24 protein-coding genes are annotated in these 22,650 nt (G+C 71.0%); 12 read left to right on the forward strand and 12 right to left on the reverse strand.

Annotated elements, in window-relative coordinates:
- Positions 1–194: 194 nt before the first annotated feature.
- Positions 195–809 carry a TetR/AcrR family transcriptional regulator gene (locus EDF53_RS15865; protein WP_111083743.1) on the forward strand — a complete coding sequence of 205 codons (615 nt, stop codon included), beginning with the start codon at positions 195–197 and terminating at the stop codon, positions 807–809.
- A gap of 136 nt (positions 810–945) precedes the next feature.
- On the opposite strand, the gene EDF53_RS15870 is transcribed toward EDF53_RS15865, so the two are convergent.
- Together EDF53_RS15870 and EDF53_RS15875 are read right to left on the reverse strand one after the other, a co-directional pair.
- Positions 946–2,082 carry a Gfo/Idh/MocA family protein gene (locus EDF53_RS15870; protein WP_123294463.1) on the reverse strand — a complete coding sequence of 379 codons (1,137 nt, stop codon included), beginning with the start codon at positions 2,080–2,082 and terminating at the stop codon, positions 946–948.
- The gene (locus EDF53_RS15875) at positions 2,058–2,858 is read right to left on the reverse strand and encodes a sugar phosphate isomerase/epimerase (RefSeq protein ID WP_185021081.1); all 801 of its coding nucleotides are present in this window, start codon (positions 2,856–2,858) and stop codon (positions 2,058–2,060) included. Before EDF53_RS15875 ends, EDF53_RS15870 begins: the two co-directional genes overlap by 25 nt.
- 255 nt (positions 2,859–3,113) lie before the next feature.
- On the opposite strand from EDF53_RS15875, the gene EDF53_RS15880 reads away from it, so the two are divergent.
- The 5 genes from EDF53_RS15880 to EDF53_RS15900 all read left to right on the forward strand — a co-directional run bounded on the left by EDF53_RS15880 (position 3,114) and on the right by EDF53_RS15900 (position 8,189).
- Positions 3,114–4,412, forward strand: a complete 1,299-nt coding sequence (locus tag EDF53_RS15880; protein ID WP_123294465.1) for an MFS transporter — start codon at positions 3,114–3,116, stop codon at positions 4,410–4,412.
- 4 nt (positions 4,413–4,416) lie between these two features.
- The gene (locus EDF53_RS15885) at positions 4,417–5,649 is read left to right on the forward strand and encodes an MFS transporter (protein ID WP_123294466.1); all 1,233 of its coding nucleotides are present in this window, start codon (positions 4,417–4,419) and stop codon (positions 5,647–5,649) included.
- A gap of 10 nt (positions 5,650–5,659) precedes the next feature.
- Entirely contained in the window at positions 5,660–6,982 is a 1,323-nt protein-coding gene (locus EDF53_RS15890; RefSeq protein WP_123294621.1) for a carboxylesterase family protein, read from the forward strand.
- Between the two features lie 97 nt (positions 6,983–7,079).
- Entirely contained in the window at positions 7,080–7,670 is a 591-nt protein-coding gene (locus EDF53_RS15895) for a TetR/AcrR family transcriptional regulator (protein WP_123294467.1), read from the forward strand.
- Positions 7,671–7,748: 78 nt separating this feature from the next.
- The gene (locus EDF53_RS15900; RefSeq protein ID WP_123294468.1) at positions 7,749–8,189 is read left to right on the forward strand and encodes an NUDIX hydrolase; all 441 of its coding nucleotides are present in this window, start codon (positions 7,749–7,751) and stop codon (positions 8,187–8,189) included.
- Between the two features lie 4 nt (positions 8,190–8,193).
- Here the strand turns inward: EDF53_RS15900 and EDF53_RS15905 are convergent, their stop codons facing one another.
- The 3 genes from EDF53_RS15905 to EDF53_RS15915 all read right to left on the reverse strand — a co-directional run bounded on the left by EDF53_RS15905 (position 8,194) and on the right by EDF53_RS15915 (position 9,540).
- A complete protein-coding gene (locus tag EDF53_RS15905; RefSeq protein ID WP_148058370.1) occupies positions 8,194–8,874 on the reverse strand; it encodes a hypothetical protein in 681 nt (226 codons plus the stop codon).
- A gap of 32 nt (positions 8,875–8,906) precedes the next feature.
- Positions 8,907–9,095, reverse strand: a complete 189-nt coding sequence (locus EDF53_RS15910; protein ID WP_123294470.1) for a hypothetical protein — start codon at positions 9,093–9,095, stop codon at positions 8,907–8,909.
- Between the two features lie 76 nt (positions 9,096–9,171).
- Positions 9,172–9,540: a VOC family protein gene (locus tag EDF53_RS15915; RefSeq protein ID WP_123294622.1), complete on the reverse strand. Its 369-nt coding sequence runs from the start codon at positions 9,538–9,540 to the stop codon at positions 9,172–9,174.
- A gap of 54 nt (positions 9,541–9,594) precedes the next feature.
- Between EDF53_RS15915 and EDF53_RS15920 the strand changes: the two genes are divergently transcribed.
- Together EDF53_RS15920 and EDF53_RS15925 are read left to right on the forward strand one after the other, a co-directional pair.
- Positions 9,595–10,233 carry a nucleoside/nucleotide kinase family protein gene (locus tag EDF53_RS15920; RefSeq protein ID WP_123294471.1) on the forward strand — a complete coding sequence of 213 codons (639 nt, stop codon included), beginning with the start codon at positions 9,595–9,597 and terminating at the stop codon, positions 10,231–10,233.
- A gap of 37 nt (positions 10,234–10,270) precedes the next feature.
- Positions 10,271–11,104 (forward strand): NAD(P)H-binding protein, encoded by an 834-nt coding sequence (locus EDF53_RS15925; protein ID WP_123294472.1) that lies wholly within the window; start codon positions 10,271–10,273, stop codon positions 11,102–11,104.
- A 110-nt stretch (positions 11,105–11,214) separates the two neighbouring features.
- Here the strand turns inward: EDF53_RS15925 and EDF53_RS15930 are convergent, their stop codons facing one another.
- The 4 genes from EDF53_RS15930 to EDF53_RS15945 form a co-directional block, all read right to left on the reverse strand.
- Positions 11,215–12,573, reverse strand: coding sequence for a CynX/NimT family MFS transporter (locus EDF53_RS15930; RefSeq protein ID WP_311316841.1), 1,359 nt, complete (start codon positions 12,571–12,573; stop codon positions 11,215–11,217).
- Positions 12,570–13,226, reverse strand: coding sequence for an HAD hydrolase-like protein (locus tag EDF53_RS15935; protein WP_123294473.1), 657 nt, complete (start codon positions 13,224–13,226; stop codon positions 12,570–12,572). The genes EDF53_RS15930 and EDF53_RS15935 overlap by 4 nt, the downstream gene beginning before the upstream one ends.
- A gap of 199 nt (positions 13,227–13,425) precedes the next feature.
- Complete coding sequence (nucS, locus tag EDF53_RS15940) at positions 13,426–14,121, reverse strand: endonuclease NucS (protein ID WP_111083752.1); 696 nt, start codon at positions 14,119–14,121, stop codon at positions 13,426–13,428.
- 9 nt (positions 14,122–14,130) lie between these two features.
- Positions 14,131–15,525 (reverse strand): MFS transporter, encoded by a 1,395-nt coding sequence (locus EDF53_RS15945; RefSeq protein WP_260215918.1) that lies wholly within the window; start codon positions 15,523–15,525, stop codon positions 14,131–14,133.
- A 118-nt stretch (positions 15,526–15,643) separates the two neighbouring features.
- On the opposite strand from EDF53_RS15945, the gene EDF53_RS15950 reads away from it, so the two are divergent.
- The gene (locus tag EDF53_RS15950; protein WP_185021082.1) at positions 15,644–16,771 is read left to right on the forward strand and encodes a LacI family DNA-binding transcriptional regulator; all 1,128 of its coding nucleotides are present in this window, start codon (positions 15,644–15,646) and stop codon (positions 16,769–16,771) included.
- A gap of 57 nt (positions 16,772–16,828) precedes the next feature.
- On the opposite strand, the gene EDF53_RS15955 is transcribed toward EDF53_RS15950, so the two are convergent.
- Both EDF53_RS15955 and EDF53_RS15960 read right to left on the reverse strand, forming a co-directional pair.
- On the reverse strand, positions 16,829–17,425 hold the full coding sequence (locus EDF53_RS15955; protein WP_123294474.1) for a TetR-like C-terminal domain-containing protein: 597 nt from the start codon (positions 17,423–17,425) through the stop codon (positions 16,829–16,831).
- The gene (locus EDF53_RS15960) at positions 17,422–18,513 is read right to left on the reverse strand and encodes an amidohydrolase family protein (RefSeq protein WP_123294475.1); all 1,092 of its coding nucleotides are present in this window, start codon (positions 18,511–18,513) and stop codon (positions 17,422–17,424) included. Before EDF53_RS15960 ends, EDF53_RS15955 begins: the two co-directional genes overlap by 4 nt.
- 48 nt (positions 18,514–18,561) lie before the next feature.
- Between EDF53_RS15960 and EDF53_RS15965 the strand changes: the two genes are divergently transcribed.
- On the forward strand, positions 18,562–19,500 hold the full coding sequence (locus EDF53_RS15965; RefSeq protein ID WP_123294476.1) for an amidohydrolase family protein: 939 nt from the start codon (positions 18,562–18,564) through the stop codon (positions 19,498–19,500).
- On the opposite strand, the gene EDF53_RS15970 is transcribed toward EDF53_RS15965, so the two are convergent.
- A complete protein-coding gene (locus tag EDF53_RS15970; protein WP_123294477.1) occupies positions 19,466–20,104 on the reverse strand; it encodes a TetR family transcriptional regulator in 639 nt (212 codons plus the stop codon). The two genes, EDF53_RS15965 and EDF53_RS15970, sit on opposite strands and share 35 nt — an antisense overlap.
- A 116-nt stretch (positions 20,105–20,220) precedes the next feature.
- Between EDF53_RS15970 and EDF53_RS15975 the strand changes: the two genes are divergently transcribed.
- Entirely contained in the window at positions 20,221–21,960 is a 1,740-nt protein-coding gene (locus tag EDF53_RS15975) for a CocE/NonD family hydrolase (RefSeq protein ID WP_123294625.1), read from the forward strand.
- Positions 21,957–22,613 (forward strand): hypothetical protein, encoded by a 657-nt coding sequence (locus EDF53_RS15980; RefSeq protein WP_123294478.1) that lies wholly within the window; start codon positions 21,957–21,959, stop codon positions 22,611–22,613. The genes EDF53_RS15975 and EDF53_RS15980 overlap by 4 nt, the downstream gene beginning before the upstream one ends.
- The last annotated feature ends 37 nt before the right edge of the window (positions 22,614–22,650 follow it).

Below are 22,650 nucleotides of genomic sequence, written 5' to 3' on the forward strand. Positions count from 1 at the left end.
CCAATCACTCAACCCCCGACCGAACCACTCCACCGCAGCCACCCGCTGCGCACTCGTCAACGACGACGCGGTACCACCCACACGAACCATCCCCGATCTCGAACCGACTAATCAGTCCAAGAACCGGGGACCAGTCCAATCGCTGCGGGCCTCCAGACGGTGGCGGAAAAACCTTCCAGCGGTAAGTTGGGTGCATGACGCACCCCGCCGACGACGACGCGGCCCCGCCGCGACGCGGCGGGTACCGCAAGGGAGCCGAGCGCCGGACCCAGATCCTCGACGAGATGATCCGCATGGTCGCGGAACAGGGCGTCGACGCGTCGTCGCTGCGGTCCGTGGCCGAGGCCCTCGGGATCACCCACGCGGCGCTCCGCCACTACTTCCCCAGCCGTGACGAACTGCTGCTCGCCGTCTACCGCGAGCACGAGGTGCGCGAGCAGGGGGCGCCCGACCGGTTGAAGTCGGCGATCGGGGACATGCGCGACAGTGCCTCGCGCAACCGTGCGGTGCCGGGCCTGGTGCAGCTCTACACGACGCTCGCGGCCGACGCCGTGCAGGAGGGGCACCCGGCGACACGTGACTTCATGCGGGAGCGGTTCACCCGGCTCCGGGCCGACCTGGCCGCGTTGATCGCGGCGGACCAGGCGGCGGGACGGATCCGCAGCGACCTGGACCCGGTCGACCTCGCTTCGCTGAGCATCGCGGCGTCCGACGGGCTGCAGGTGCAGTGGTTGCTCGACCCCGAGGCGGTCGACGGCGAGAAGGTGCTGCGGTTGCTCGAGCAGATCGTGCCGGCGCCGCCGGAGTGAGCGCGGCGCGTGCGCGCGTGGTGCGTGCGTCCGTGCGTGGCGCGTGCGTTTCGTGAGCAGAAATGGTCGGGTCCCCGTTCGGGACCCGACCATTTCTGCTCACCAAGTGCGGCGCGGTGCGCGACGCACGACGTGACTACGCGTTCGCGGCCTCGGCGAGGACCGCGGCGGCGGGGTCGAAGTCCTCGGGGAGCGGCTGGATCGGGTCGATCGACGAGGTGATCTCGACGGACTGACCCGACTCGGCGGCATCGCGGATGCCGAGCATGACGTCCAGCGCGTGCGACGCGACGGCACCGGAGGCGCGCTCCGGGCGGCCCTCGGCGATCGCGCGGGCCAGCTCGACGACGCCCGTGCCGCGGCCCCAGGTGGAGCCCTTGTGCGTCAGCGTGGTCGGCTCGTCCTTGCCGAGCGTCCACAGCGTGCTGTCACCGTCGAAGACGTTCGGGTCCGGCAGCACGATGGTGCCCTCGGAGCCGTTGATCTCGACGAAGCCGTTGCGGGGCAGTGCGTGCTGGAACGACAGGGTCGTCTGCGCCGACTGGCCACCCTCGAACGAGATGAGCGCTGCGTGGTGCGTGGGCACCTCGACGGCGAACTCGGTGCCGGCGCGGGGGCCGGAACCGATCACACGCGTCTCGCGGGACTTCGACGACACGGCCTGCACGCGCGAGGCGGCGCCGAAGGCGTGCAGGAGCGTCGTGACGTAGTACGGGCCGATGTCGAACAGCGGACCGGCGCCCTGGGCGTACAGGAACTCGGGGTCCGGGTGCCACTGGTCCGGTCCGGGCACGTGGAACATCGTCGTCGCGGTGAGCGGCGTGCCGATGTCGCCGCGGGCGATGGCGCGGATGGCGGTCTGGATGCCGGCACCGAGGACGGTGTCGGGGGCGCAGGCGTAGCGGACACCGGCGGCCGCAGCGGCTGCGAGCAGCTCCTGCGCGTCCGAGGCGTTCGTCGCGACCGGCTTCTCGCTCCAGGTGTGCTTGCCGGCAGCGATGATCTGCTGCCCGACCTTGGCGTGCTCGGCGGGGATCGTGATGTTCACCACGATCTGGATGTCGTCGCGGGCGAGGAGCTCCTCGACCGTGCCGGACGCGGGGACGCCGTACTTCTCGGCCTGCGACGCGGCGCGCTCGAGGATGAGGTCGGCGACCATCAGGACCTCGACGTCGGCGAACTGGGTCAGGTTCGTCAGGTACTGGTCCGAGATGTTCCCCGCACCGATGATGCCGACTCCGATGCGGCTCACTTGTCGTTGTCCTTCAGCCATGCGAGGGACTCGGTGATGCCCTGGAAGACGTCGCCCGAGTAGGCGTCGAACTCGACGACGCGGATGGCCTGCGGCGCCGCGGCGAGGATGCCCGCCACGTTCACGTCGCCCTGGCCCGCGGGGGTCTGGTTCTCGAACGCACGCTGCAGCGCCTCGGGCACGACGAGCGCGCTCTCCGACGAGGGCAGCGCGGTGAGGATGTCACCGTCGACCTTGCCGTCCTTGACGTGGATGGCGACGACGCGGTCGCCGAGCGCCCGAAGGACGGCGGGGGCGTCGGCGCCGCCGACGGTGGCCCAGAAGGTGTCGAGCTCGAGCACCGTCTCCGGGCTGATCTGCTCGACGAAGTGGTCGTAGACCGTGCGGCCGTCGACCTTGTTCGTGAACTCCCACTGGTGGTTGTGGTAGCCGAACTTCAGGCCGCGCGAGGCTGCCTCGGCGGTCAGGACGTTGACGCGCTCCGCGATCTTCGCGACGTCGTCGGCGGTCTGCCAGCGGTCGGTCGGGATGAACGGGTCGATGACCGTCTGGATGCCGAGGCGCTCGGCGGCGTCCCAGATCGGCGCGGTGTCGTCGGCGTCGATCACGGCGACGTGGCCGGACGGTGCCTTGAGGCCGGTCGCGGCGAAGGCACGCTCGAGGTCCGTGGCACGCTCGACGAACGCGTAGGGCTCGACGTTCTCGTACCCGATCTCGGCGACGCGGGCGATGGCCTTGTCGAGGTCTTCGGCGATGGCGTCTCGCAGCGAGTACAGCTGCACAGAAGTGGTGGGCATTGCAGAGGCTCCTTCGGTCCTGTCTGGGTGTCGCGACTCCCAGGTGTCGAAGCACCGGGTGTCGCAGTCCGTCGAGGAGCGATGCTCCACGGCGAGATCGATGACGACGCTACCCCAAAAACCACCCGGTGTGTAGTTTTTGCGTCCCCCCGTGTCGCACGTCATTACATGAACGACACCTGTCGATGTATGCTCAGCCAGTCAAAACCGTGCACGAGACGGTTTTGGCCACCAGCATCGACTCGAGGAGGCGTCATGAGCACACCCGAACCCGGCAGCCCGGCACTGTTGCACCCGGAAGAGGGCATCACCCAGCCGATCAGCACCGTGAAGGTGGGCATCGGCTACCAGATCGCCCTGTTCCTCGGGCAGTTCGGCCTCTTCGTCGCACTCATGGCACCGGTCTACGTCAGCATGCAGCTCAAGGCGCAGGCCCTGGTCGGCGACGACGCGGCGAACGTCATCGGCTCGGTGCTGCCGATCGGCGCGTTCGGTGCGCTCATCATGAACCCCCTCGCCGGCGCGCTGTCCGACCGCACCCGCACCCGTTGGGGTCGTCGTCGGCCCTGGCTGCTGAGCGGTGTCGTCGTCTTCGCGATCGCCCTCGCCTGGATCGCCTACTCGCCCGACGTCCTGAACCTGACGCTGGCGTGGCTCCTCGCCCAGCTCGCCGCCAACGCGACGCTGGCCACCCTGCTCGCGAGCTTCGCCGACAACGTCCCCCAGCTGCAGCGCGGCCGTTCGTCGAGCATCATCGCCCTCGCGCAGAACATCGCCGTGCTCGCCGGCACCTACCTGTCGGTGTTCTTCGTCGCGAACCTGCCGGTGCTGTTCATCGCACCCGGCATCCTGGCGATCATCCTCGTCGCGGTGTACGCCGTGGTCGCCCGTGACGACCTGCCGACGTACAAGCTGAAGAAGTTCACGTTCCTGAACCTCATCGCCTCGTTCTGGACGAACCCGATCAAGAACCCGGACTTCGCGTTCGCCTGGTGGTCGCGCTTCCTGATCATCTTCGCCACCTTCATGTTCACGACCTACCGCCTGCTCTACATGGAGAAGCACCTCGGCATCGAGGACGCGAAGGAGGCCACCGCGGCCGTCGCCTTCGGTGTGCTGCTCTACACGATCGCGCTCCTGGTCAGCGCGGCGCTGTCCGGCTGGGCGTCCGACAAGATCGGCCGTCGCAAGGTCTTCGTCGGCGGTTCGACGGCGATGTTCGCCGTCGGCCTGGTCGTGCTCGCGCACGCCGACACCGTGAACGGCTTCTACGTGGCCGAGGTCATCATGGGCTTCGCGTACGGGATCTACTCGGCCATCGACACGGCGCTCGTCGTCGACGTGCTGCCGAACGCCGACCGCCCCGGCAAGGACCTCGGGGTCATCAACATCGCCAACGCGCTGCCGCAGTCGCTCGCTCCGGCCGTCGCACTGTTCTTCCTGAAGATCGGGTCGGGCGACGCCGCCGACAACTACACGCTCATGTGCTGGGCCGCCGGTGCGATCGCGATCATCGGTGCCCTTGTGGTGATCCCCATCAAGCGGGTTCGATAGCCGGATGCACACCTCCGGGGTCGACGTGGACCGCAGCCAGCTCGCCGGGTGGCGGAACGCGATCATCGTCGCGTTCGCCATCGGCGGGATCAGCCTGGCCGGCTGGGGTCCCCGGCTCCCGGAGCTCCGCGTCGAGCTCGGTGTCGACATCGGCACCATCGGTCTCATGCTCGGCGGTGTCACGATCGGCTCGATCGGCGGGCTGCTCAGTGCCGCCTCGCTGCTCCGGCGCCTGGGCGGCCGACGTGCCCTGACGGCGGTCGCCGTCCTGGTCCCCGCCGCACTGGCACTCATCGGCGTCGCCGCTGCGCTGCACTCCGTGCCGCTCGCGAGCGTCGGGTTCGTCGTCGCGGGTGCCGGGATCGGCGCGCTCGACGTCATGGCGAACGTCGAGGGCACGGCGATCGAGGCGCTCGCCGGTCGCACGCTGCTCCCGTTGATGCACGCCGCCTGGTCGGGAGGCGCGGCCCTCGGCGCCGGGATCGCCGCCCTCTGCGCATGGCTGGGCATCACCCCCTCGGCCCAGTTGATCGGTGAGGCCGTCGTCATCCTGGTGGTCGGCGTGATCGCCATGCGGGCGATCCCGGACGGCACTCGCGCCGAGGAACACGACACGACGCTCACCCCGCGGCAGCGCCTGCGGCAGTGGGCGCGCGGCTGGGCGGACGTCCGACTGCTGCTGATCGGCGTCGTGATGCTCGGCGTCGAACTCGGCGAGGGGTCGGCGAACAACTGGCTCGCCCTGGCGGCCACCGACGGACACGGCCAGACGGCGACGGTCGGCGCACTCTTCTTCACCGTGTTCGCGGTCTCCGAGGCCGCGACGCGCGTCTTCGCCGGCCCCGTCGTCGATCGGCTCGGACGGGTCCGGACGGTCCGCTGGACGACCGCGCTCGGCATCCTCGGCGCCGTCCTGTTCATCGTCGGCACGACCTGGTGGCTCACGCTCATCGGCGTGGTCCTCTGGGCGGTCGGCGTCTCGATGGGGTTCCCGCTCGGCATGTCGGCAGCGGCGCAGAGCGGCCCGAACCCGGCTGCCCGGGTCAGCGTCGTCGCGTCGATCGGGTACTTCGCGAACTTCGCCGGCCCGCCCGTCATCGGCGCGATCGCCGAGCAGGTCGGCGCGCTCAGCGCGCTCTGGTTGATCGCCGTGCTCTTCGTGGCCGCCTTCGCCGCATCCGGGTCGCTGCGTCCGGTCGCCGAACCGACCCACGAGCGGGTCAGCGACCCTCGGTAGCGTGGAGCCCATGCTCGACGCGACGCCTGCCCCGTTCGACACCCCGGCCGGCCGGATCGTCGGGACGGTGGACGGCGACGTCGTCCGCGTGCTCGGGATCCCCTACGCGCGGGCCGACCGGTTCGCGCCGCCGGAGCCGATGCCGCCCTTCGCGAGCGAACTGCACGCGTCGACGCCGTCCCCCGTGGCGCCGCAGCCGCACGCGCAGTTCGTCGACCAGCTGCTCGGCGAGGTCGAGGACATCACCGTCGACGAGCACTGCCAGCGCCTGTCGATCACGCTGCCCGCCGACGTGACGCCCGACGAGCGCCTGCCCGTGATGGTCTGGATCCACGGCGGCTCGTACGTCATCGGCGGCGGCGACCTGCCGATCTACGAAGCCCGCGACCTCGTGACCGAGCAGCGCGTGATCGTGGTGTCGGTGACCTTCCGGCTCGGGGTCCTCGGGTTCCTGGGCGACGGGGCGTCGATCCCGGCGAACCTCGGACTGCTCGACCTGCTCGAGTCGCTCCGCTGGGTGCAGGCGAACATCGCCGCGTTCGGTGGCGACCCCGACCTCGTCACGGTGTTCGGGCAGTCCGCCGGCGGCGACGCAGCAGCCCACCTGATGATCAGCGACGGCGCGGCCGGGCTGTTCCGCCGGGCGATCATCCAGAGCGCACCGCTCGGGCTGTCGCGCGGTCGTTCCCGGATGAACCGCGCGATGATCCGGGCCGTCGGTGCCGTGCACGCCGACACCCCGCTCGACGACCTGCTCGAACGGCAGGCCCTCGGCACCCGGGCTGCCGCGCCGTACGGACTCGCGGGCGGGATGCCGTTCGGCACCCAGTACGGGTTCGCCCCGTTGCCCGCCGAACGCGACCTCGACGACGCCTGGAGCCGAGTCGCTCCCGACGTCGACGTCCTGATCGGTTCCGCGACGGACGAGACCGGCATGTACGTGCCGTTGGTCCGCGGTCTGTCCCGGGTCGCTCGGTCACGGATCCTGCGCCCGGCGCTCCGCTGGTGGGTGGTCCGTCCGCTCTCCGACGTCATCTACGGCCGCGACGTCCGACGCTTCACCGCGCGGCATCGTCGAGCCGGCGGGCGGGCGACGTCCTACCGGCTCCTCCGTGGCGTGACGACCGCGCCGACCGGCGCCGTCCACATGAGCGACCTGCCGCTGTTGCTCGGCGGCCGCGAGGCCTGGGCCGGCACCCGCTTCGTCCCCGAGCGCGACTGGCCCGAGGTCGAGCGGCGCGGCCGGGCCTTCCGTGCGATCTGGGCCGAGTTCGCCCGGACCGGCGCCGTCACCGCCCCGGACGACGAGACGCTGACCTTCGACCGGCCCTGACCTTCGACCGGCTCTGACGTTCGACCGGCACTGGCCGTCTTCGCGCCCCCTGAACTGGCGGTCGCGTGGTCGCCCCCGGGACCGGACAATCGTCTGCATGCCCACGCCCGACGCCGATCTCCGTGCACGCATCGTGTCCGGTGCGATCGAGGCGTACCGCGCGACGGACTTCCACCGGGTCGGACCGGACGAGGTCGCCGAGCACGCCGAGGTGCCGGTCGCCGAGGTCAGCCGAGCGTTCCCGATGTGGGAACTCCTCGTCGTCGCGGTCATCGACCGGTGGAACAACGGCAGCCGGCTCGCGCTGTGGCCCGTCGCCGAACGGGACGGTGCCGTCGCGTACCTGCGTGCCCGGCTCGAGGCCGGCATCACGGACCCGGCGCTCGTCCGGCTCCGGATCGCCGTGCTCAGCGCCGCGTCGAACCCCGGCCACCCCGCAGCCGGGTGGTTCCGTACCCAGTACACCCGGGCGTTCGAGGACCTCACCCTCGCCCTGGTCCGTGACGTCGTCGCTGCACGCGAGCCACGCGGCGCCTCGCCCCGGCACGCCGCCGAGCAGCTCATGGCACTGTTCGAGGGGCTGCAGCTGCAGGCGATGGTCCGCGACGACGCCGAGCCGCTGAGCGGCTTCGACCGCGCCGTCGCCCGGATGCGGGTCGGCTGGGCAGCAGCGCGCGTCGACGCCTGAGGACTCCGAGCGGGAGCACGGACGGGAGGCACGGCGCGGCTTGCGTGCGTCGGCTCGCCCACCTGGCATGGTCGGCCCATGGAGTACACCGACTACGACACCCGGCTCGCCGCGTACGGCGTGATCACGGACGGTGACCGGGTGCTCCTGGCGAAGCTGCGCTTCCCCGAAGCCGGCACGTGGACGTTGCCGGGCGGTGGCGTCGAGTTCGACGAGACCGTCGAGCAGGCCGTCGTGCGCGAGGTCCGCGAGGAGACCGGGTACGAGTCCGAGGTCGGCGCCCTGCTCGGCGTCCGGCACCACGTCGTCCCCGCGGAGCGCCGGATCCACGCCAACGGTCGCCCGATGAAGGCCGTGCAGGTCGTGTTCCGCGCGACGGTCGTCGGCGGCACACTGCGCGACGAGATCGACGGGTCGACCGACGAGTCGCGCTGGCTGCCCATCGCCGAGCTCCCGCACCACCGGCACGGGCTGCTCGTACCCGTAGCACTGGCGTGGGCGGGCGCGCTCACCCGCTGACCCCTCATCCGGCTGCCAGCGTCGCGAACTGTGCCGGGATCTCAGCGGGTGCCGGCGGCTGGACGGACCACCCGAGTGCGCGGAGTGCCTGGGCGGTCTCGGCGGGGAACTGACGAGCTGTCGCCGCCGCTTCACCTCGGCGCCAATGCTTCCGGAATTCGTGCACCGCTGACCGCCAGGTCGGGAGCGAATCGACGCCGCACTCGACGATGACGAACTCGACCACGTCGGCGAGACTCGGTCGGAAGTGCGGGCCGCCGAGCGGGAAGTGCAACGAGGACAGCCGAGCGGCGTCGCGACGCCCTGATCCGTTGTCGCCCGCCCTGGCCAGCAATGCACTGAACGAGCCGCGCTCGGCGTGCAGGTGCCAGTGCGACTGCGGGGTGGCGGTCAACGCTTCTTGGAACTCGAAACGGACCAGCGGTTGCCGGTCGTCTGCGAGGAACAGGGTGAACCGGCTCTCGTTCACCTCGAGCGCGTCGAGGTGGTCGAACCAGCGAAACCGTATCGACAGCGTGACGTCGGCGGTGTGGACGCCTCCGACCGTCAGACTGACTCGCGGGGTGCTTCCTGCCTCTGGAGCAGGCTGGATGACGATCGTCCCGCTCGGCACGTCGAGGTCGTAGTCGACTCGCGCCCCGTGTCCGGGCAGGCAAGCGTCCAGGAGAGCCTGCGCGAGTTCCATCTGCTGTTGCGCCGCTGACTCCGCACCGCCGGTCATCGCTCGCCCAGCAGGAAGGAGATGCTGTCGAGCCAGTCCTGCGCCAGAAACTCGTCGATGAAGAGATCGCGCCACTGCTCGGTCGGCTCGAACTCTCGTTCATCGAGGTCCCACTGCGCCCGGACCCGCGCGCGTTCGATGAGGAGTTCCTCGCGGGTCCAATGTCGTCCCACCACAGCGGTCATGGCCGTCCTCTCGTCGTTGTGGGAAGACGGTAGGGCGGTCAGTGGAGCCGGCGCGAGCTTTCTGAACACAACATGTTCACTCGGCGACGACGCTCAGGACGTTGCCCGACGGGTCGGTGAACCAGGCGATGAGCGGGCCGCCCTTGCGGTTCACGCCCTTCTCGTCCGTCATCCCCTCGTACTGCAGGAACGTGATGCCCTTCGCGGTGAGCTCGTCCACCGCGGCGTCGACGTCCGGCACGGGGAAGTTCAGCACCGTGAAGGCCGCGGGCTCGTGCGCAGGGCCCTTCGGGTAGACGAGGACACCGTGGCCGTCGCCGAGCTGCAGGAAGAGCATGCCGTGGTCCTCGGTGACCTCGACCCCCAGGACGTCCTGGTAGAACTCCTTCGCCTCCGGGACGTCCCGTACCGAGAACCCGCTGAACGCCTTCGTCGCATCGACCATGCCGCCAGTGAACCACCCCGGTCCGGTGTCGGCGCGCTCTGCCAGGATGGGGCCGTGAGCCACCCGGACAGCAGCGTCGACGACGCCGTCGAGCGTGCGGTCGAGCTGGCCTCGGCGGGGCCCCGGGCAGTGCTCGGCATCGCGGGTGCTCCCGGTGCCGGCAAGTCGACCCTGGCCCGCCGCGTGGTCGCCGCCGTCGACGAGCGACTCGGGGCCGGCACGGCGGTGCAGGTGCCGATGGACGGCTTCCACCTGTCGAACGCGGCGCTCGACGCCCTCGGCCGGCACGACCGCAAGGGGGCCGTCGACACGTTCGACGCCGACGGCTACGTCGCCCTGGTCCGACGACTCGTCGCTGCCGACACCACCGTGTGGGCGCCGGACTTCGACCGCCGCATCGACGAGCCCGTCGCCGGCAGCATCGCCGTCCCGCCGACCGCCCGGCTCGTGGTCTCCGAGGGGAACTACCTGCTCGACGATGCCGAACCGTGGGCAGCGCTCGGCGACCTGTTCACCGAGACCTGGTTCTGCACCGTCGACGACGGCGTTCGCGTCAACCGCCTGGTCGGTCGGCACATGCGTCACGGACGCGACCACGACGCCGCGCGCGCCTGGGCGGTGGAGGTCGACGGCGTGAACGCGGCGAGGGTCGCGCCCACGGTGATCCGTGCCTCCAGGACGGTGCGGACGTGACCATCAGAACGACGCGACACCGATCGAAGGAGCGACCATGACCATCGCCATCACCGGAGCGACCGGCAACATCGGGGGCGCCGTCGCACGCGCGATCGCCGCGGACGGCGTGCCGTTCCGGATGATCGTGCGCGACGCAGCGCGCGCGCCGGAGCTGCCCGGCGCCGAGGTCACGGTCGCGACGTTCGCCGACGCCGATGCCAGCCGGGCGGCGCTCGAGGGGGTCGACGTGCTCCTGATGGTGTCGGCGGCCGAGGCCGAGGACCGGCTCGACCAGCACCGCACCTTCGTCGCAGCAGCTGCCGGGGCCGGTGTGCGGCACGTCGTCTACACGTCGTTCCTCGGCGCGGCCGAGGACGCGACCTTCACCCTCGGGCGCGACCACTGGGCGACCGAGCAGGCGATCCGCGCGACCGACACGGCGTACACGTTCCTGCGGGACAGCTTCTACCTGGACTTCGTCGAGGACCTGGTCGGCGAGGACGGCGTGATCCGCGGGCCGGCAGGCGACGGCGCCATGGCGGCGGTCGCCCGTGCGGACGTCGCACGGGTCGCGACCACCGTGCTGCAGGACCCGGGTGCGCACGTGGACCGCACGTACGAGCTGACCGGGCCGGCGGCGTTCACGCTCGCCGAAGCCGCCGCGGTGGTGACCGAGGCGCGTGGCCGCACGGTGACGTACCACCCGGAGACGTTGGACGAGGCGTACGCGTCTCGTGCGCAGTGGAACCCCGAGCCGTGGCAGGCGGACGCGTGGGTGAGCACCTACACTGCGATCGCCGAGGGGGCTCTCGCGCACGTGTCCGGCGACGTCGAGCGGATCACGGGGCGGCGCCCGATGTCGCTGCGCGAGGTGCTCGCTGCGCGGTAGCTGGCGCGGGCGGGACTTCGTGAGCAGAAATGGTCGGGTCAGGTGCGGCGACCTGACCATTTCTGCTCACGAAGCGCCCCGCAGCGCAGCGGGCGAACAAGCGGCGCTCCTCAGGACACGCGGCGCGCGGCGAGCGTGCCGACGACCCCGAGCGTCAGCACCGACACGAGCACGACGAGCAGCGGTGCCGTCCAGTCCCCGGTCGCACCGTGCAGCGCGCCCGCCACGAGCGGCCCGGCCGAGCCGATCAGGTACCCGCCGCCCTGCACGAACGCGGACATCCGACGGGCATCGGCGTCGCTCGACACGATCCGCACGATCACGATGAAGATCACGGTGATGCCGCCGCCCTGGGCCGCGCCGCCGAGCACCGACCACAGCAACCAGAGCTGCGGGGCGAACAGCAGCCCGAGGGGCATCGCCAGCCACAGGAACGCGACGAGCGCGATGATCGCCCGCGGCCGCCACTTCGCCGCGAGCAGCGGGACCCCGAGCGCACCGACCACGGCCAGGATCTGGAACACCGACGAGCTCGCCCCGGACGACGCCTTCGAGAACCCGATCTCGTCGTGCAGCAGGGTCGGGATCCAGGCGGTCAGGGCGTAGTACGAGAACGCCTGGCCACCGAACGCGAGCGTGAGCCCCCACGTGATGAGTCGTCGTGCAGGACGGACCGGCTCGGCGGCGGTGGCAGCAGCGGCCGCCGCGGCCCGGTCGGCGCGGATCGTCCGGATCGCCCCGGTGTCGAGCACCTGGTCGATCGGACCGGTGATCGGCAGGGGCTCGTCGTCGTCGGAGCGCACCGGGCGGCGCCACGCGGCCCGGGCACCCACCGCGTACGTCCAGGCGAACCCGGCGATGACCGCGAAGACCGCCCACACGGCGATCGCGACGGGCCAACCCCACAGCGCCGCCAGGGGAGCGGTCGCGAGTGAGGTGATCATCGACCCGACGTTGAGCGCCGACGTGTAGACGCCGGTGACCAGGCCGACACGCTCCGGCGAGGTGTCCCGCCGGATGACGACGGGGATCACCACGTTGCCGATCGTGATGCCGATGCCGATCACCGCGGTGCCGATGAGCAGTGCGGCGGACGACGGCATCGAGCGCACCACGGTGCCGGCGAGCACGATGACGAGCGACAGGGACACCGCACGCTCGGGGTCGGCCTTCGCGATGACCCAGCTGGCGAACGGCGTCGCCAGGGCGAAGCAGAGCACGGGGATCGTCGTCAGCAGCCCGGCGATCGTGGACGTCAGGCCGAGGTCGAGCCGGACGTCGCCGATGACCGGGGCCGTCGCGACGATCGGCCCGCGGAAGTTCAGTGCGATGAGGACGATGGCGGCGGGCAGTACCCACGCGGCGGCACGCAGCCCCTGCCGCGTCGCGCCGGTCCGGCCGTGCCCGCTCGTCGCGTCAGTCCCGCCGGTCGCGTCGGTCCCGCCGGTCGCGTCGGTCCCGTCCGTCACGGCAGCAGGATCGGGAGCAGGTCCAGCGGGGTGGCGGCCGTGGCGATGGTGCCCTCGGCCTCGGCGGGGGAGCCGTACCCCCACTCGGCGAAGACCACCGGGACACCGTGCACCGTGGCGCCCTCGACGTCGTGCACCCGGTCGCCGATGAGCACCGGACGGCTGATGTCGAACCCTCGGGCGTCGAGGCGGCGCAGCGCTTCCTCGACGACGTCGGCCTTGCTCGACCGGACCTCGTCGTCGCTGGCGCCCGTGATGATGTCGATGTCCCCGGTGAGCCCGTAGTGCTCGAGGATGTACGTCGCCGGCGTCTCGGGCTTGCTCGTCGCGGTCGAGATCGGCAGCCCCGCGTCGTGCAGCGTCCGGAGCACGACGTCGATGCCGGGGAACATCGTCGAGTCGAGGGCGCCGTGCGAGAAGTAGTGCTCGCGGTACACGGCGAGGGTGTGCTCCGCCTGCGCCTCGTCCATGCCCATCGCGACCCGGAACGTGTCCATGATCGGCGGGCCGACGAACGACATCAGGGTGTCGTGGTCGGGCACCGGGACGCCCACGGTGCGGAAGGTGTGCGTCAGGCTCTCGAGGATGCCCGGCGCGGAGTCGCTGATGGTGCCGTCGAGGTCGAACAGGATGGCGGAGAACGGGCTGGTCATGTCCTGCCCACCCTACCGGCGGTGGTCGACGGGACCATCCTGGTGCCGCGCGCGACGGGGCGGACGTGCGCCGGGCCTCCCGGTCGGGCGGGCGGACGGGCCGTCGGGCGGAACCTGGTTCCGGACACAGCACCACGCGATTCCGCGGTTCCGTGTCCGGAACCTGGTTCCGGCGGGAGACCCACCAACGCGACCGCGCTCAGAACAGGCGGGTGTGCCCGCCCTCGATGCCGCGCATCGCGTCGTAGTCGAGCACGAGGACGCGGATGCCGCGGTCCTCGGCGAGGGTGCGCGCCTGCGGTGCCACCGTCTGCGCCGCCAGCACGCCCTGCACCGGCCGCAGGTGCGGATCGCGGTTCATGAGTTCGAGGTAGCGCGTGAGCTGCTCGACCGCGTCGATGTTGGCGTTCCGCTTCATCTCGACCGCGACGCTCGCCCCGGCGTCGTCGCGGGCCAGGATGTCGACCGGCCCGATGGCGGTCATGTACTCGCGGCGGACCAGCGTGTGGCCGTCTCCGAGCAGTTCGATCTGCTCCGCGAGGAGCTGCTGCAGGTGCGCCTCGACCCCGTCCTTCACCAGGCCCGGGTCGACGCCGAGGTCGTGGGTCTGGTCCGCGATGACCTCGTGGATGGACACGATCAGGCGGTCCTGGGTCTTCTTCTGCGTCACCGTCCAGACCTCGGTGATGCCACCGACGGTCTGCTCCTCGTCGGGCTCGCTCATCTCGATCGAGCACGGCGGGCTCATCCAGTTCAGCGGCTTGTAGCTGCCACCGTCGGAGTGCACGAGCAGCGAGCCGTCCGCCTTGAGCATGAGCAGACGGGTCGCGAGCGGCAGGTGGGCTGAGAGCCGGCCCGCGTAGTCGACGGAGCAGCGGGCGATGACGAGACGCACCCGGGAAGCCTAACGGGCGTCGCGTCCCGACCCGGACGGCGCGCTCGTCGCGTCAGCAGTGCTGGTTGCGTCGGCAGCGGTCGTCGTGTTGGCAGCGCTCGTCGCGTTGTCGGCGTTGTCGACGTTGTCGGCACTGTCGGCCGGGAGGCGCGGCTCGCCCCCGTCGTGTCCGTCGCCGCCCCCACGGGTCGGCCTGGCGGCGGCGCCGGTCTCACGGGCGGCACCCGACGCGAGTCCCGCCGCGATGATGAACACGAAGACGACCAGGAGCGCACCGAGCAGTCCGACGTGCTCGCCGAGGAACCCGATGAGCGGAGGACCGGCCAGGAACGCCACGTACCCGATGGTCGCGACGGCGCTGACCTTGGCGGCGGCCGTGCGGGGGTCGTCGGCAGCGGCCGACATGCCCATCGGGAAGCCGAGGCTGGCACCGAGGCCCCAGAGCACGACGCCCACGATCGCGAGCGGCACGTTGTCGATGAAGATGAGCATGCCGAGGCCGACCACCGCGACGGCGGCGCTGATGCGCAGGATCGGGACGCGCCCGAACTTGTCGATGAGGGGGCTGCCGGCGACGCGACCGACGGTCATCGCCGCGAGGAACACGGTGAGCACGCCGGCACCGGCGGCGTTGTCGAGCCCGTGGCCGTCGATCATCGCGAGCGGCAGCCAGTCGTTCGCGGATCCCTCGGCCAGGGCCATGCCGAGCACGATCACGCCGATCAGGATCGTGGACGGCTGTGCCCAGACCTGCATGCGGGTGAGCGGCGTCGCGACCGGGCTGGTGTCGGTGGAGACCTGCTCGGCGAAGCGGTGCTCGTCCTGGAACTTCGTGACGGCGACGAGCATCGCGGCGCTCGTGATGACGACCAGCACGATGAAGTGCACGGAGACGGGGATCTCGAGCCGCTCGGCCAGGGCACCGAGCCCGGCGCCCGCCAGCGTGCCGAGGCTGAACGCGGCGTGGAACAGGGGCATGATCGTGCGCCCACCGGCCTTCTCGGCTGCGGCGCCCGAGACGTTCATCGACACGTCGCACAGGCCGTTGCCGAACCCGAAGGCGATCAGGGCGATCCAGATGGCGGCGAAGCCCCAGCCGAGCGTGACCGCGATGCCAGCGAAGACCATGCCGAGCGCCAGGCAGGCGGCGGCGATCTGGATCCCGCGCCGCGCGCCGAGCTTGGCGACGATGTGGCCGGCGAAGGTCAGGCCGCCGATCGAACCGACGGCCATGCCCAGGACGAGCAGACCCATCTCGAACGTGCTCGCGCCGAGGGAGTCGCGGACGCTCGGGATCCGGCCGAGCCACGTCGCGATGTCGAGCCCGGACAGGGTGAACACCACGAACACCGCGATGATCCAGGCCCTGGTGGTCGGAACGGTGCGGGTGGACGGCGTCGTCATGGTGGTCCCATCGTGCTTCGTTGCTGGTGGTCGTGGTGCGGGTCGCGCTGCGCGTTTTGTTCGAGGTCGGCCGCTATCGAATCGATTCGACCGCTTGTTCCCGCTACGCTAACCGGCGATGGACGAACCGGCAACAGCACTCGGCGCGTCGCCTTCCCACGGCGGCGGCACCCGTCCGTCGCGCCCGACGCTGGCCGCGGTTGCCCGCGCCGCCGGTGTCGCGCCGTCGACGGCCTCGCTCGCGTTCAGCGGCAGCGGCCCGGTGTCCGAGGACGCCAAGGCCCGAGTCCTCGCCGCCGCTGCCGAGCTCGGCTACGGCGGCCCCGACCCCCGTGCGCGTTCGCTCCGCCGAGGCCGTTCCGGCGTCATCGGCGTCGTGATGGACGAACGCTTGAGCGATGCCTTCCGGGACCCCGTCAACGTCCTGACGCTCGACGGCATCGCCGAGGTCGCCGGGGCTGCGGGCGCTTCGCTCTTGCTGGTCCGGAGTCCGCTCGATGACGAACAGGGGGCCGGCCCACTCGTCGATGCCCCGATGGACGCCGTCGTGCTCGTCGGGTGCAACGTCCGGATCGACCCGGCCGTGGCGGTGCTGCGGCGCCGGCAGATCCCCGTCGTCGCGATCGAGGCGGACGAGATCGAGGGTGCCGTGCCCGTCCAGCTCGACAACCGGGATGCCTCGCGCCGTGCTGCTGCGTACCTGCAGGACCTCGGGCACACTGCGGTCACGGTGGTGACGCTGCCGCTCGACGCTGCTCGTCGGCGGGGGGCGATCGACGACGACCGGTTCGCCTCGGGCATCGCGTTCACGACGCTGGAGCGACTGCGGGGCGTGCGCGAGGTCTACCCCTCCGCCGTGGCGGTCGAGACGGCGGGGAGCTCGGTGGAAGAAGGACGCCTGGCAGGCGTGGAGCTGTTCGCTGCCGATGGCCCTCGCCCCACCGCCGTCATCGCCCAGAGCGACCTGATCGCCGTCGGGGTGATCTCGGCTGCCCTCGACGCCGGGCTGCGGGTGCCCGAGGACGTCAGCGTCGTCGGGTTCGACGGCATCACGGTGGACGACAGCCTGTTGCACCGCACGCCGATCCGGCACCTGACCACGCTCGTGCAGCCGTTCGTGCAGAAGGGCCAGGCTGCCGCTCGTGCTGCGCTGGCGATGCTCGAGGGGGCGGAGCCGCAGCCGGCGTCGTTCATCTCGGAGTTGCGGGTGGGGGACACGACGGGGCCGCCGCCGGCTGTGCGCTGATCCCACCCCCGGATTCCGCCACACCCCTACGAGTCGGTCAGCGCAACTTCGCGACGATCACCGCGACAGGGCGGGAAGTACGACGTCATCGACGACCTCGACGATGTCGTCGCGGGACAGCGGGCCAGTGGTGAGGTGACGGGCGAGCACGAGTGCGGCGCCAGCGCTGACGCGTGATGGGCTGACAGCGCTCGAGGGGATCTCGCCACGGGCCGCGGCGCGTCCGAATGCTTCGGTCACGAGGCGTTGGCGCGGCTCGATGAGCAGTGCGACGATGCGCTGCCACATCTCGGGTCGTCGCTCTCGCTCCAGGAGAAGTGGTGCGAGGACCCGTCCGACGGGGGTGGTGAGCCCGTCCGCGAGATCGGACAGGAACGCGATGAGTTCGTCGCGGAGGTCACCGACCGGCTGGAGTCGGGTCCCCCCGGGGTGATCGCTCCGCTCCGCGGTGTCTTCGGTCCAGGCGAGGGCAGCGAGGACGAGCTGCTCCGGATCGGTCCAGCGCCGGTAGAGCGAGGCCTTGCCCGCACCGGCTGCCGCGGCGACGTTCTCGAAGGTGAGGCCCGCCATGCCGTGGTCAGCCAGCTGTTCGAGTGTGGCGGCGAAGATCGCGTGCTCGAGGTCAGCACCGCGCCGCCGGACGGGAGCGTTCACGAGATGAGTGTCCCACCGACCCACACAGCGCCCGGCTGAGCGAGGACGGCTGGGTCGACGAGGGGATCGCCGGTCGTGAGCAGGAGGTCCGCACGCAGCCCCACTTCCACACGCCCGCGGTCGTGCAGGCCGAATGCCGCCGCTGCCCCGTCCGTGGCAGCGGTCAGTACCGCGCCGTTCGTCATCCCGGTGTCCCGCAAGAGGAGCATCTCCTCGTGGAGGGCCTCGCCGTGGCGAACCGGCGCGAACGGGGTCTCGTTCGCGTCCGTGCCGGCGACGACTGGCACACCGGCGGTGTGCATCCGGCGCACACTCTCGACGGCGTTCTCGAATGCGGCGTCGGCACGGTCCCCGAGCCGCGCGCGGGCCATCGCGCGCATCATGACGAGGGTCGGTGACGCGATGGTGCCCTGGTCGACCATCCGACGGACGGTCTCGCCCGGCAGCGGCCGGTCGAGCGGTGCGTGCGTGAGGATGTCGACCCCGGTGTCGAGCCCGCGGACGAACGACGCGGCGGTCACGACGTGGGCCACGGTCCGGAGCCCCCGGCGGCGTGCACCGTCGACCAGGGCCGTGATCGTTGCGACGTCGAGCGCGGGGACGTCGGTGGCGTCGGGGTCCTCGATGATGATCTTCACCAGGTCCGACCCGTTCGCGGCCCGCCAGTCCAGGTACCGCTCGGCATCGGCTGCGCTGCTCACGCCGCTCGCGTCCGGGAAGCCCATCCGAGCGATCTGGGTGCTGCCCGGTGCCGAGGCGGCCGAGCCCGCGCTGAGGAGCCCCGGGGCCCCCGGTGCTCGTCGCTGCTCGTCGACGAGGGAGTCCGGGTGTGTCCCGAGGTCGACCATCGTCGTGACGCCGGCTCGGACTGCGGACGACAGCGCCGCCGGGGAGCCCAGGTGGACGTGCGTGTCGATCAGGCCCGGAACGAGGAACTGCCCCGTTCCATCGACGACCGGACCGCCGGCTGGAGCGACGGTCCCCGCGGGACGGACCGTGCTGATGTGCTCGTCGAACTCGACGTCGACAGCCTCGGTTGTGGTCACCCCGCCGGAGCTGGTGCGGACGTTGCGAATGGTCGTGGTCATGCGGTCTACGATACAGAATCGTTCACTACACGCAACGAGGAGCCATCGATGTCCGAACTGATCGACGTCCACGCACACTTCGTCACCGCGGACTACGTCGCAGCGGCCCGAGCAGCCGGGTACGAACAGCCGGACGGCATGCCCGCCTGGCCGAGCTGGTCGCTCGCCGGCCAGCTCGGTGACATGGACCGCCGCGGGATCGCCCGAGCGGTCCTGTCCATCTCGTCGCCCGGAGTGCACTTCGGGGACGACGACCGAGCCGCGGAGCTCGCGCGGACACTCAACGACGAAGCCGCCGCGATCGCGGCCGCGCACCCGGACCGGTTCTCGTACTTCGCGTCCCTCCCGGTGCCGGATGTCGACAGTGCGGTCCTGGAGGCCCGGCGCACGTTGCAGGGGCCGGGTGCGGTCGGCGTCGTCCTCGAGTCCAACGCGCACGGCCAGTACCTGGGAGATCCCGCGTTGGAGCCGCTCTGGGCCGAGCTCGACGCCCGCGGTGCGGCCGTCTTCGTGCACCCGACCTCGCCCGTCGGGTGGGAGCACACCGCCCTCGGGCGTCCTCGCCCGATGCTGGAGTTCATGTTCGACAGCACCAGGAGCATCGTCGACCTGGTGTTCGCCGGCGTCCTGGACCGGTACCCGGACCTGCGCGTCATCGTGCCGCACTCGGGTGCGACCCTGCCGGTCCTCTCCGACCGGATCGCCCTGTTCCAGCAGTTGTTCGGCGCCGCCGCCGGCACGATGCCTTGGAAGGATGCGATGCGGCGGCTCTGGTTCGACACGGCAGGCACGCCGTTCCCACTCGACGTGCCAGTCCTCGCCGAGGTCGCCGGGACGGATCGGCTGCTCTACGGCAGCGACTCGTGCTGGACGCCGACGCAGGGCGTGGACGCGCAGATCGCCGCGCTCGACGATGCCGAGCCACCGCGCGACGCGACGAGTTGGCGGGAACTCACGACCCGGAACGCTCGGCATCTGCTCGACTGACTCCGGCGAGGACGCTCTGGATCGCCGGTCCGGCGATCGCGACGACGGTGTCGTGGTCGGCTGCGAGCACGGCAGGGACCCCGAAGACCTGCCGGCTCGTGATGATCCCGACGAGCATGGCCGCGGCGAGCCCGGCCCGGAGCGCACGGTCCTCGTGATCGGCGCCGGAGGCTCCGTGCACGAGGCGGGCCTGGATGAAGTCCCGCAGCTGCGCCGTCGCGTCCTCGTTGACCATCGCACCTCGGAGCATCGCCATCAGCGGTTCCGACTCCTCCGGGGCGCCTTCCCAGGCCTGTAGGAACGCCCGGACGACACGCTCGCCGAGATGCTCGTCCGGACCCTCGAAGGCCGTGTCGAAGCGCCGGAGCGCGGACGGAGACACGGCCATCACCGCTGCGAACAGGTCGGCCTTCGACCCGAAGAACTGCATCACCTGCGAAGGGTCGACGCCGGCGTCCGCCGCCACGGCCCGGATCGTCGTGCCGGCGAAACCGTCGCTGGCGAACCGCGCACTCGCCGCCGCGAGGACCGTCGTGCGGGTGCTGGCCGCCCCGGGACGGCGACCCACGCGGGAGGTCGTCGCTGCTTCCGTCGTTCCGTCCATGCCCGCAATCTACTCCGCCGACGGGTTTCTCAACACGCGTTGAGTTCTTGCCGGATCGGACGTACGCTCGCCTCGACGACGAGCCCACGGAGGACTCCCGCACGAAGGAGAACACGATGACCGACCAGAGGATGACCGTCCCCTCCACCCCGCTGCCCGCTCCGCGCACGGGTGTGCTCACCCCCTTCGAGCCCGGCACCCGAACCCTCGAGGCCGGGTTCCGGATCGCGCCGCAGTTCAAGCCGCTGCCCGTCGACACGGTGTTCGACAAGGACGTCGCGATGCAGCTGCGCGACGGCACGACCATCCACGTCGACGTGTTCCGCCCGGTCGGTACCGAGCCGGTGCCGGTGATCGTGGCATGGAGCCCGTACGGCAAGGCGCAGGGCACGTCGCTCAGCGTGATGGGGGTGTTCGGGCTCGTCGGGCTGCCGAACAGCACGGTGTCCGGACTCGAGAAGTTCGAGGCACCGGACCCGGCGTACTGGGTCGAGCACGGCTACGCGATCTGCAACGTCGACATCCGCGGCGTGGTCGACTCCGAGGGCGACAGCGTGCTCTGGGACCGGCAGGAGGGCCGCGACGCGTACGACGTCATCGAGTGGCTGGCCGAGCAAGAGTGGTGCGACGGCAAGGTCGGCATGAGCGGCACGAGCTACCTCGCCGTGTCGCAGTGGTTCACCGCCGCCGAGCAGCCCCCGCACCTCGTCGCGATCAACCCGTGGGAGGGCGTCAGCGACGTCTACCGCGACCTCGTGAAGCGCGGCGGCATGCCCGACACCGGGTTCGCGCAGCAGCTGCAGGACGGCAGCTTCTTCGGGAAGGGCCAGAAGGAGGACATCCTCGCCGAGGTCGACGCCCACCCGCTGATGACCGACCTGTGGGAGCAGAAGATCCCTGACTTCTCGCAGATCGAGGTGCCGGCGTACGTCGTCGCGAGCTACTCGAACACCCTGCACACCGCCGGGACCTTCCGCGCCTGGCGTCGGATCGCCAGCGACGAGAAGTGGCTCCGGATCCACAACACCCAGGAGTGGCCGGACTACTACGACCCGGCGAACGTCGAGGACCTCCGCCGGTTCTTCGACCACTTCCTCAAGGGCGCCGACAACGGGTGGGAGACCACTCCGACCGTCCGGTACTCGGTCCTCGACCTGCAGGGCGGAGACGAGGTCGCCGTGCCGGCTGAGTCGTTCCCGCCGCAGGACGCCGCTTCGACGAAGTACTTCCTCGACGCCCGGACGCGAACGCTGACCACGGCCGCGCCCGAGGCACCTGCAGAAGCGTCCTACGCCGTCGACGCGAACCCGGACGCCGTCTCGTTCCTGACCCGCTTCGACGAGGAGACCGTCCTGGTCGGGTACCCGAAGGCGCACCTGTTCGTCGAGGCCCGGGGCGCCGACGACATGGACCTGTTCGTCCTCGTCCAGAAGCTCGACCGCTGGGGAACGCCGCTGCAGGCGTTCACCGTGCCGAACCAGTCGGCGATGGCGCACGACCTCACCGACCACGGCGCGACGATCCTGCGTTACAAGGGCTCCGACGGACGCCTCCGCGTGTCCGCCCGGCACCTCGACGAGGCGCTGTCGACCGACGACGTCCCCGCGCACTCGTTCGACCGCGTCGAGAAGCTCGCTGCCGGGCAGGTCGCCGAGATCGAGATCGACCTGTTCCCGGTCGGCCTGCGCTTCCACGCGGGCGAGCAGCTGCGGTTCATCGTGAGCTCCCGCAACCTGCTCGGCACGCTCATGCCGGCGATCCGCGAGTACGTCGGCGCGAACACCGGGCGGCACGTCGTGCACACCGGCGGCGACCAGGCCTCGTACCTCCAGCTCCCCGTCCGGGCCGCACGGTGACCGGCGCGACCGTCCGCCTGGCCGGCGAGGACACCGACTCGACCATCGACGGGTTCGAGCTGTTCTCCGCCCGCCGGGCGCTCGCGCTCCTGAAACGGAAGCTCGGCCGGGTCCAGCTGCTCGAGCTGCTCGAGGACGAGATCGCTGCGGGTGACGCGTTCCTCCGCGCCCACCTCGGACGCTCCGGCGGCGAGCAGGCAACCGGCACGACCACGCTCCGTGCACGGGGCATCAGTGCCGCGCAGTTCGGTGCGTGGCTCGGCGCCGCGTTCGCCCGCGAGGACGTCATGCTCGCCGGACACCCGGAGCACTACGGGATCCACGCCGAGCCGGGGCGCAACGTGAACATCGTCGAGACCCTCGACGAGTACGTCTGCTCGTTCTTCATGCGCCCCTGGGACGACAGTGCCGTCGTCGAGCAGGAGCTGCCCGCCGCAGAAGCGACTGCCGGTCGCCGGTCGCACATGCTGTTGGCGGACGGGACGGTGATCGGCTCGATCGCGAACTCCTTCGACGAGGAGCAGGACGGCTTCACCGCACGTCTGTCCGTCACCTTGCCGGCGACCTGCGCCCCGGCGGTGATCGAGCAGCACCTCGAGCACTTCGCCGTCGAGTTCCGCACCTGGATCCGCCGAGCCGCCAACGAGCGGTGACCGTAGCAGCGCAGTCCGGTAGCCCATCGGTCATCGA

Source organism: Curtobacterium sp. PhB78, from assembly GCF_003751685.1.
In the GTDB taxonomy this organism is placed as follows: domain Bacteria; phylum Actinomycetota; class Actinomycetes; order Actinomycetales; family Microbacteriaceae; genus Curtobacterium.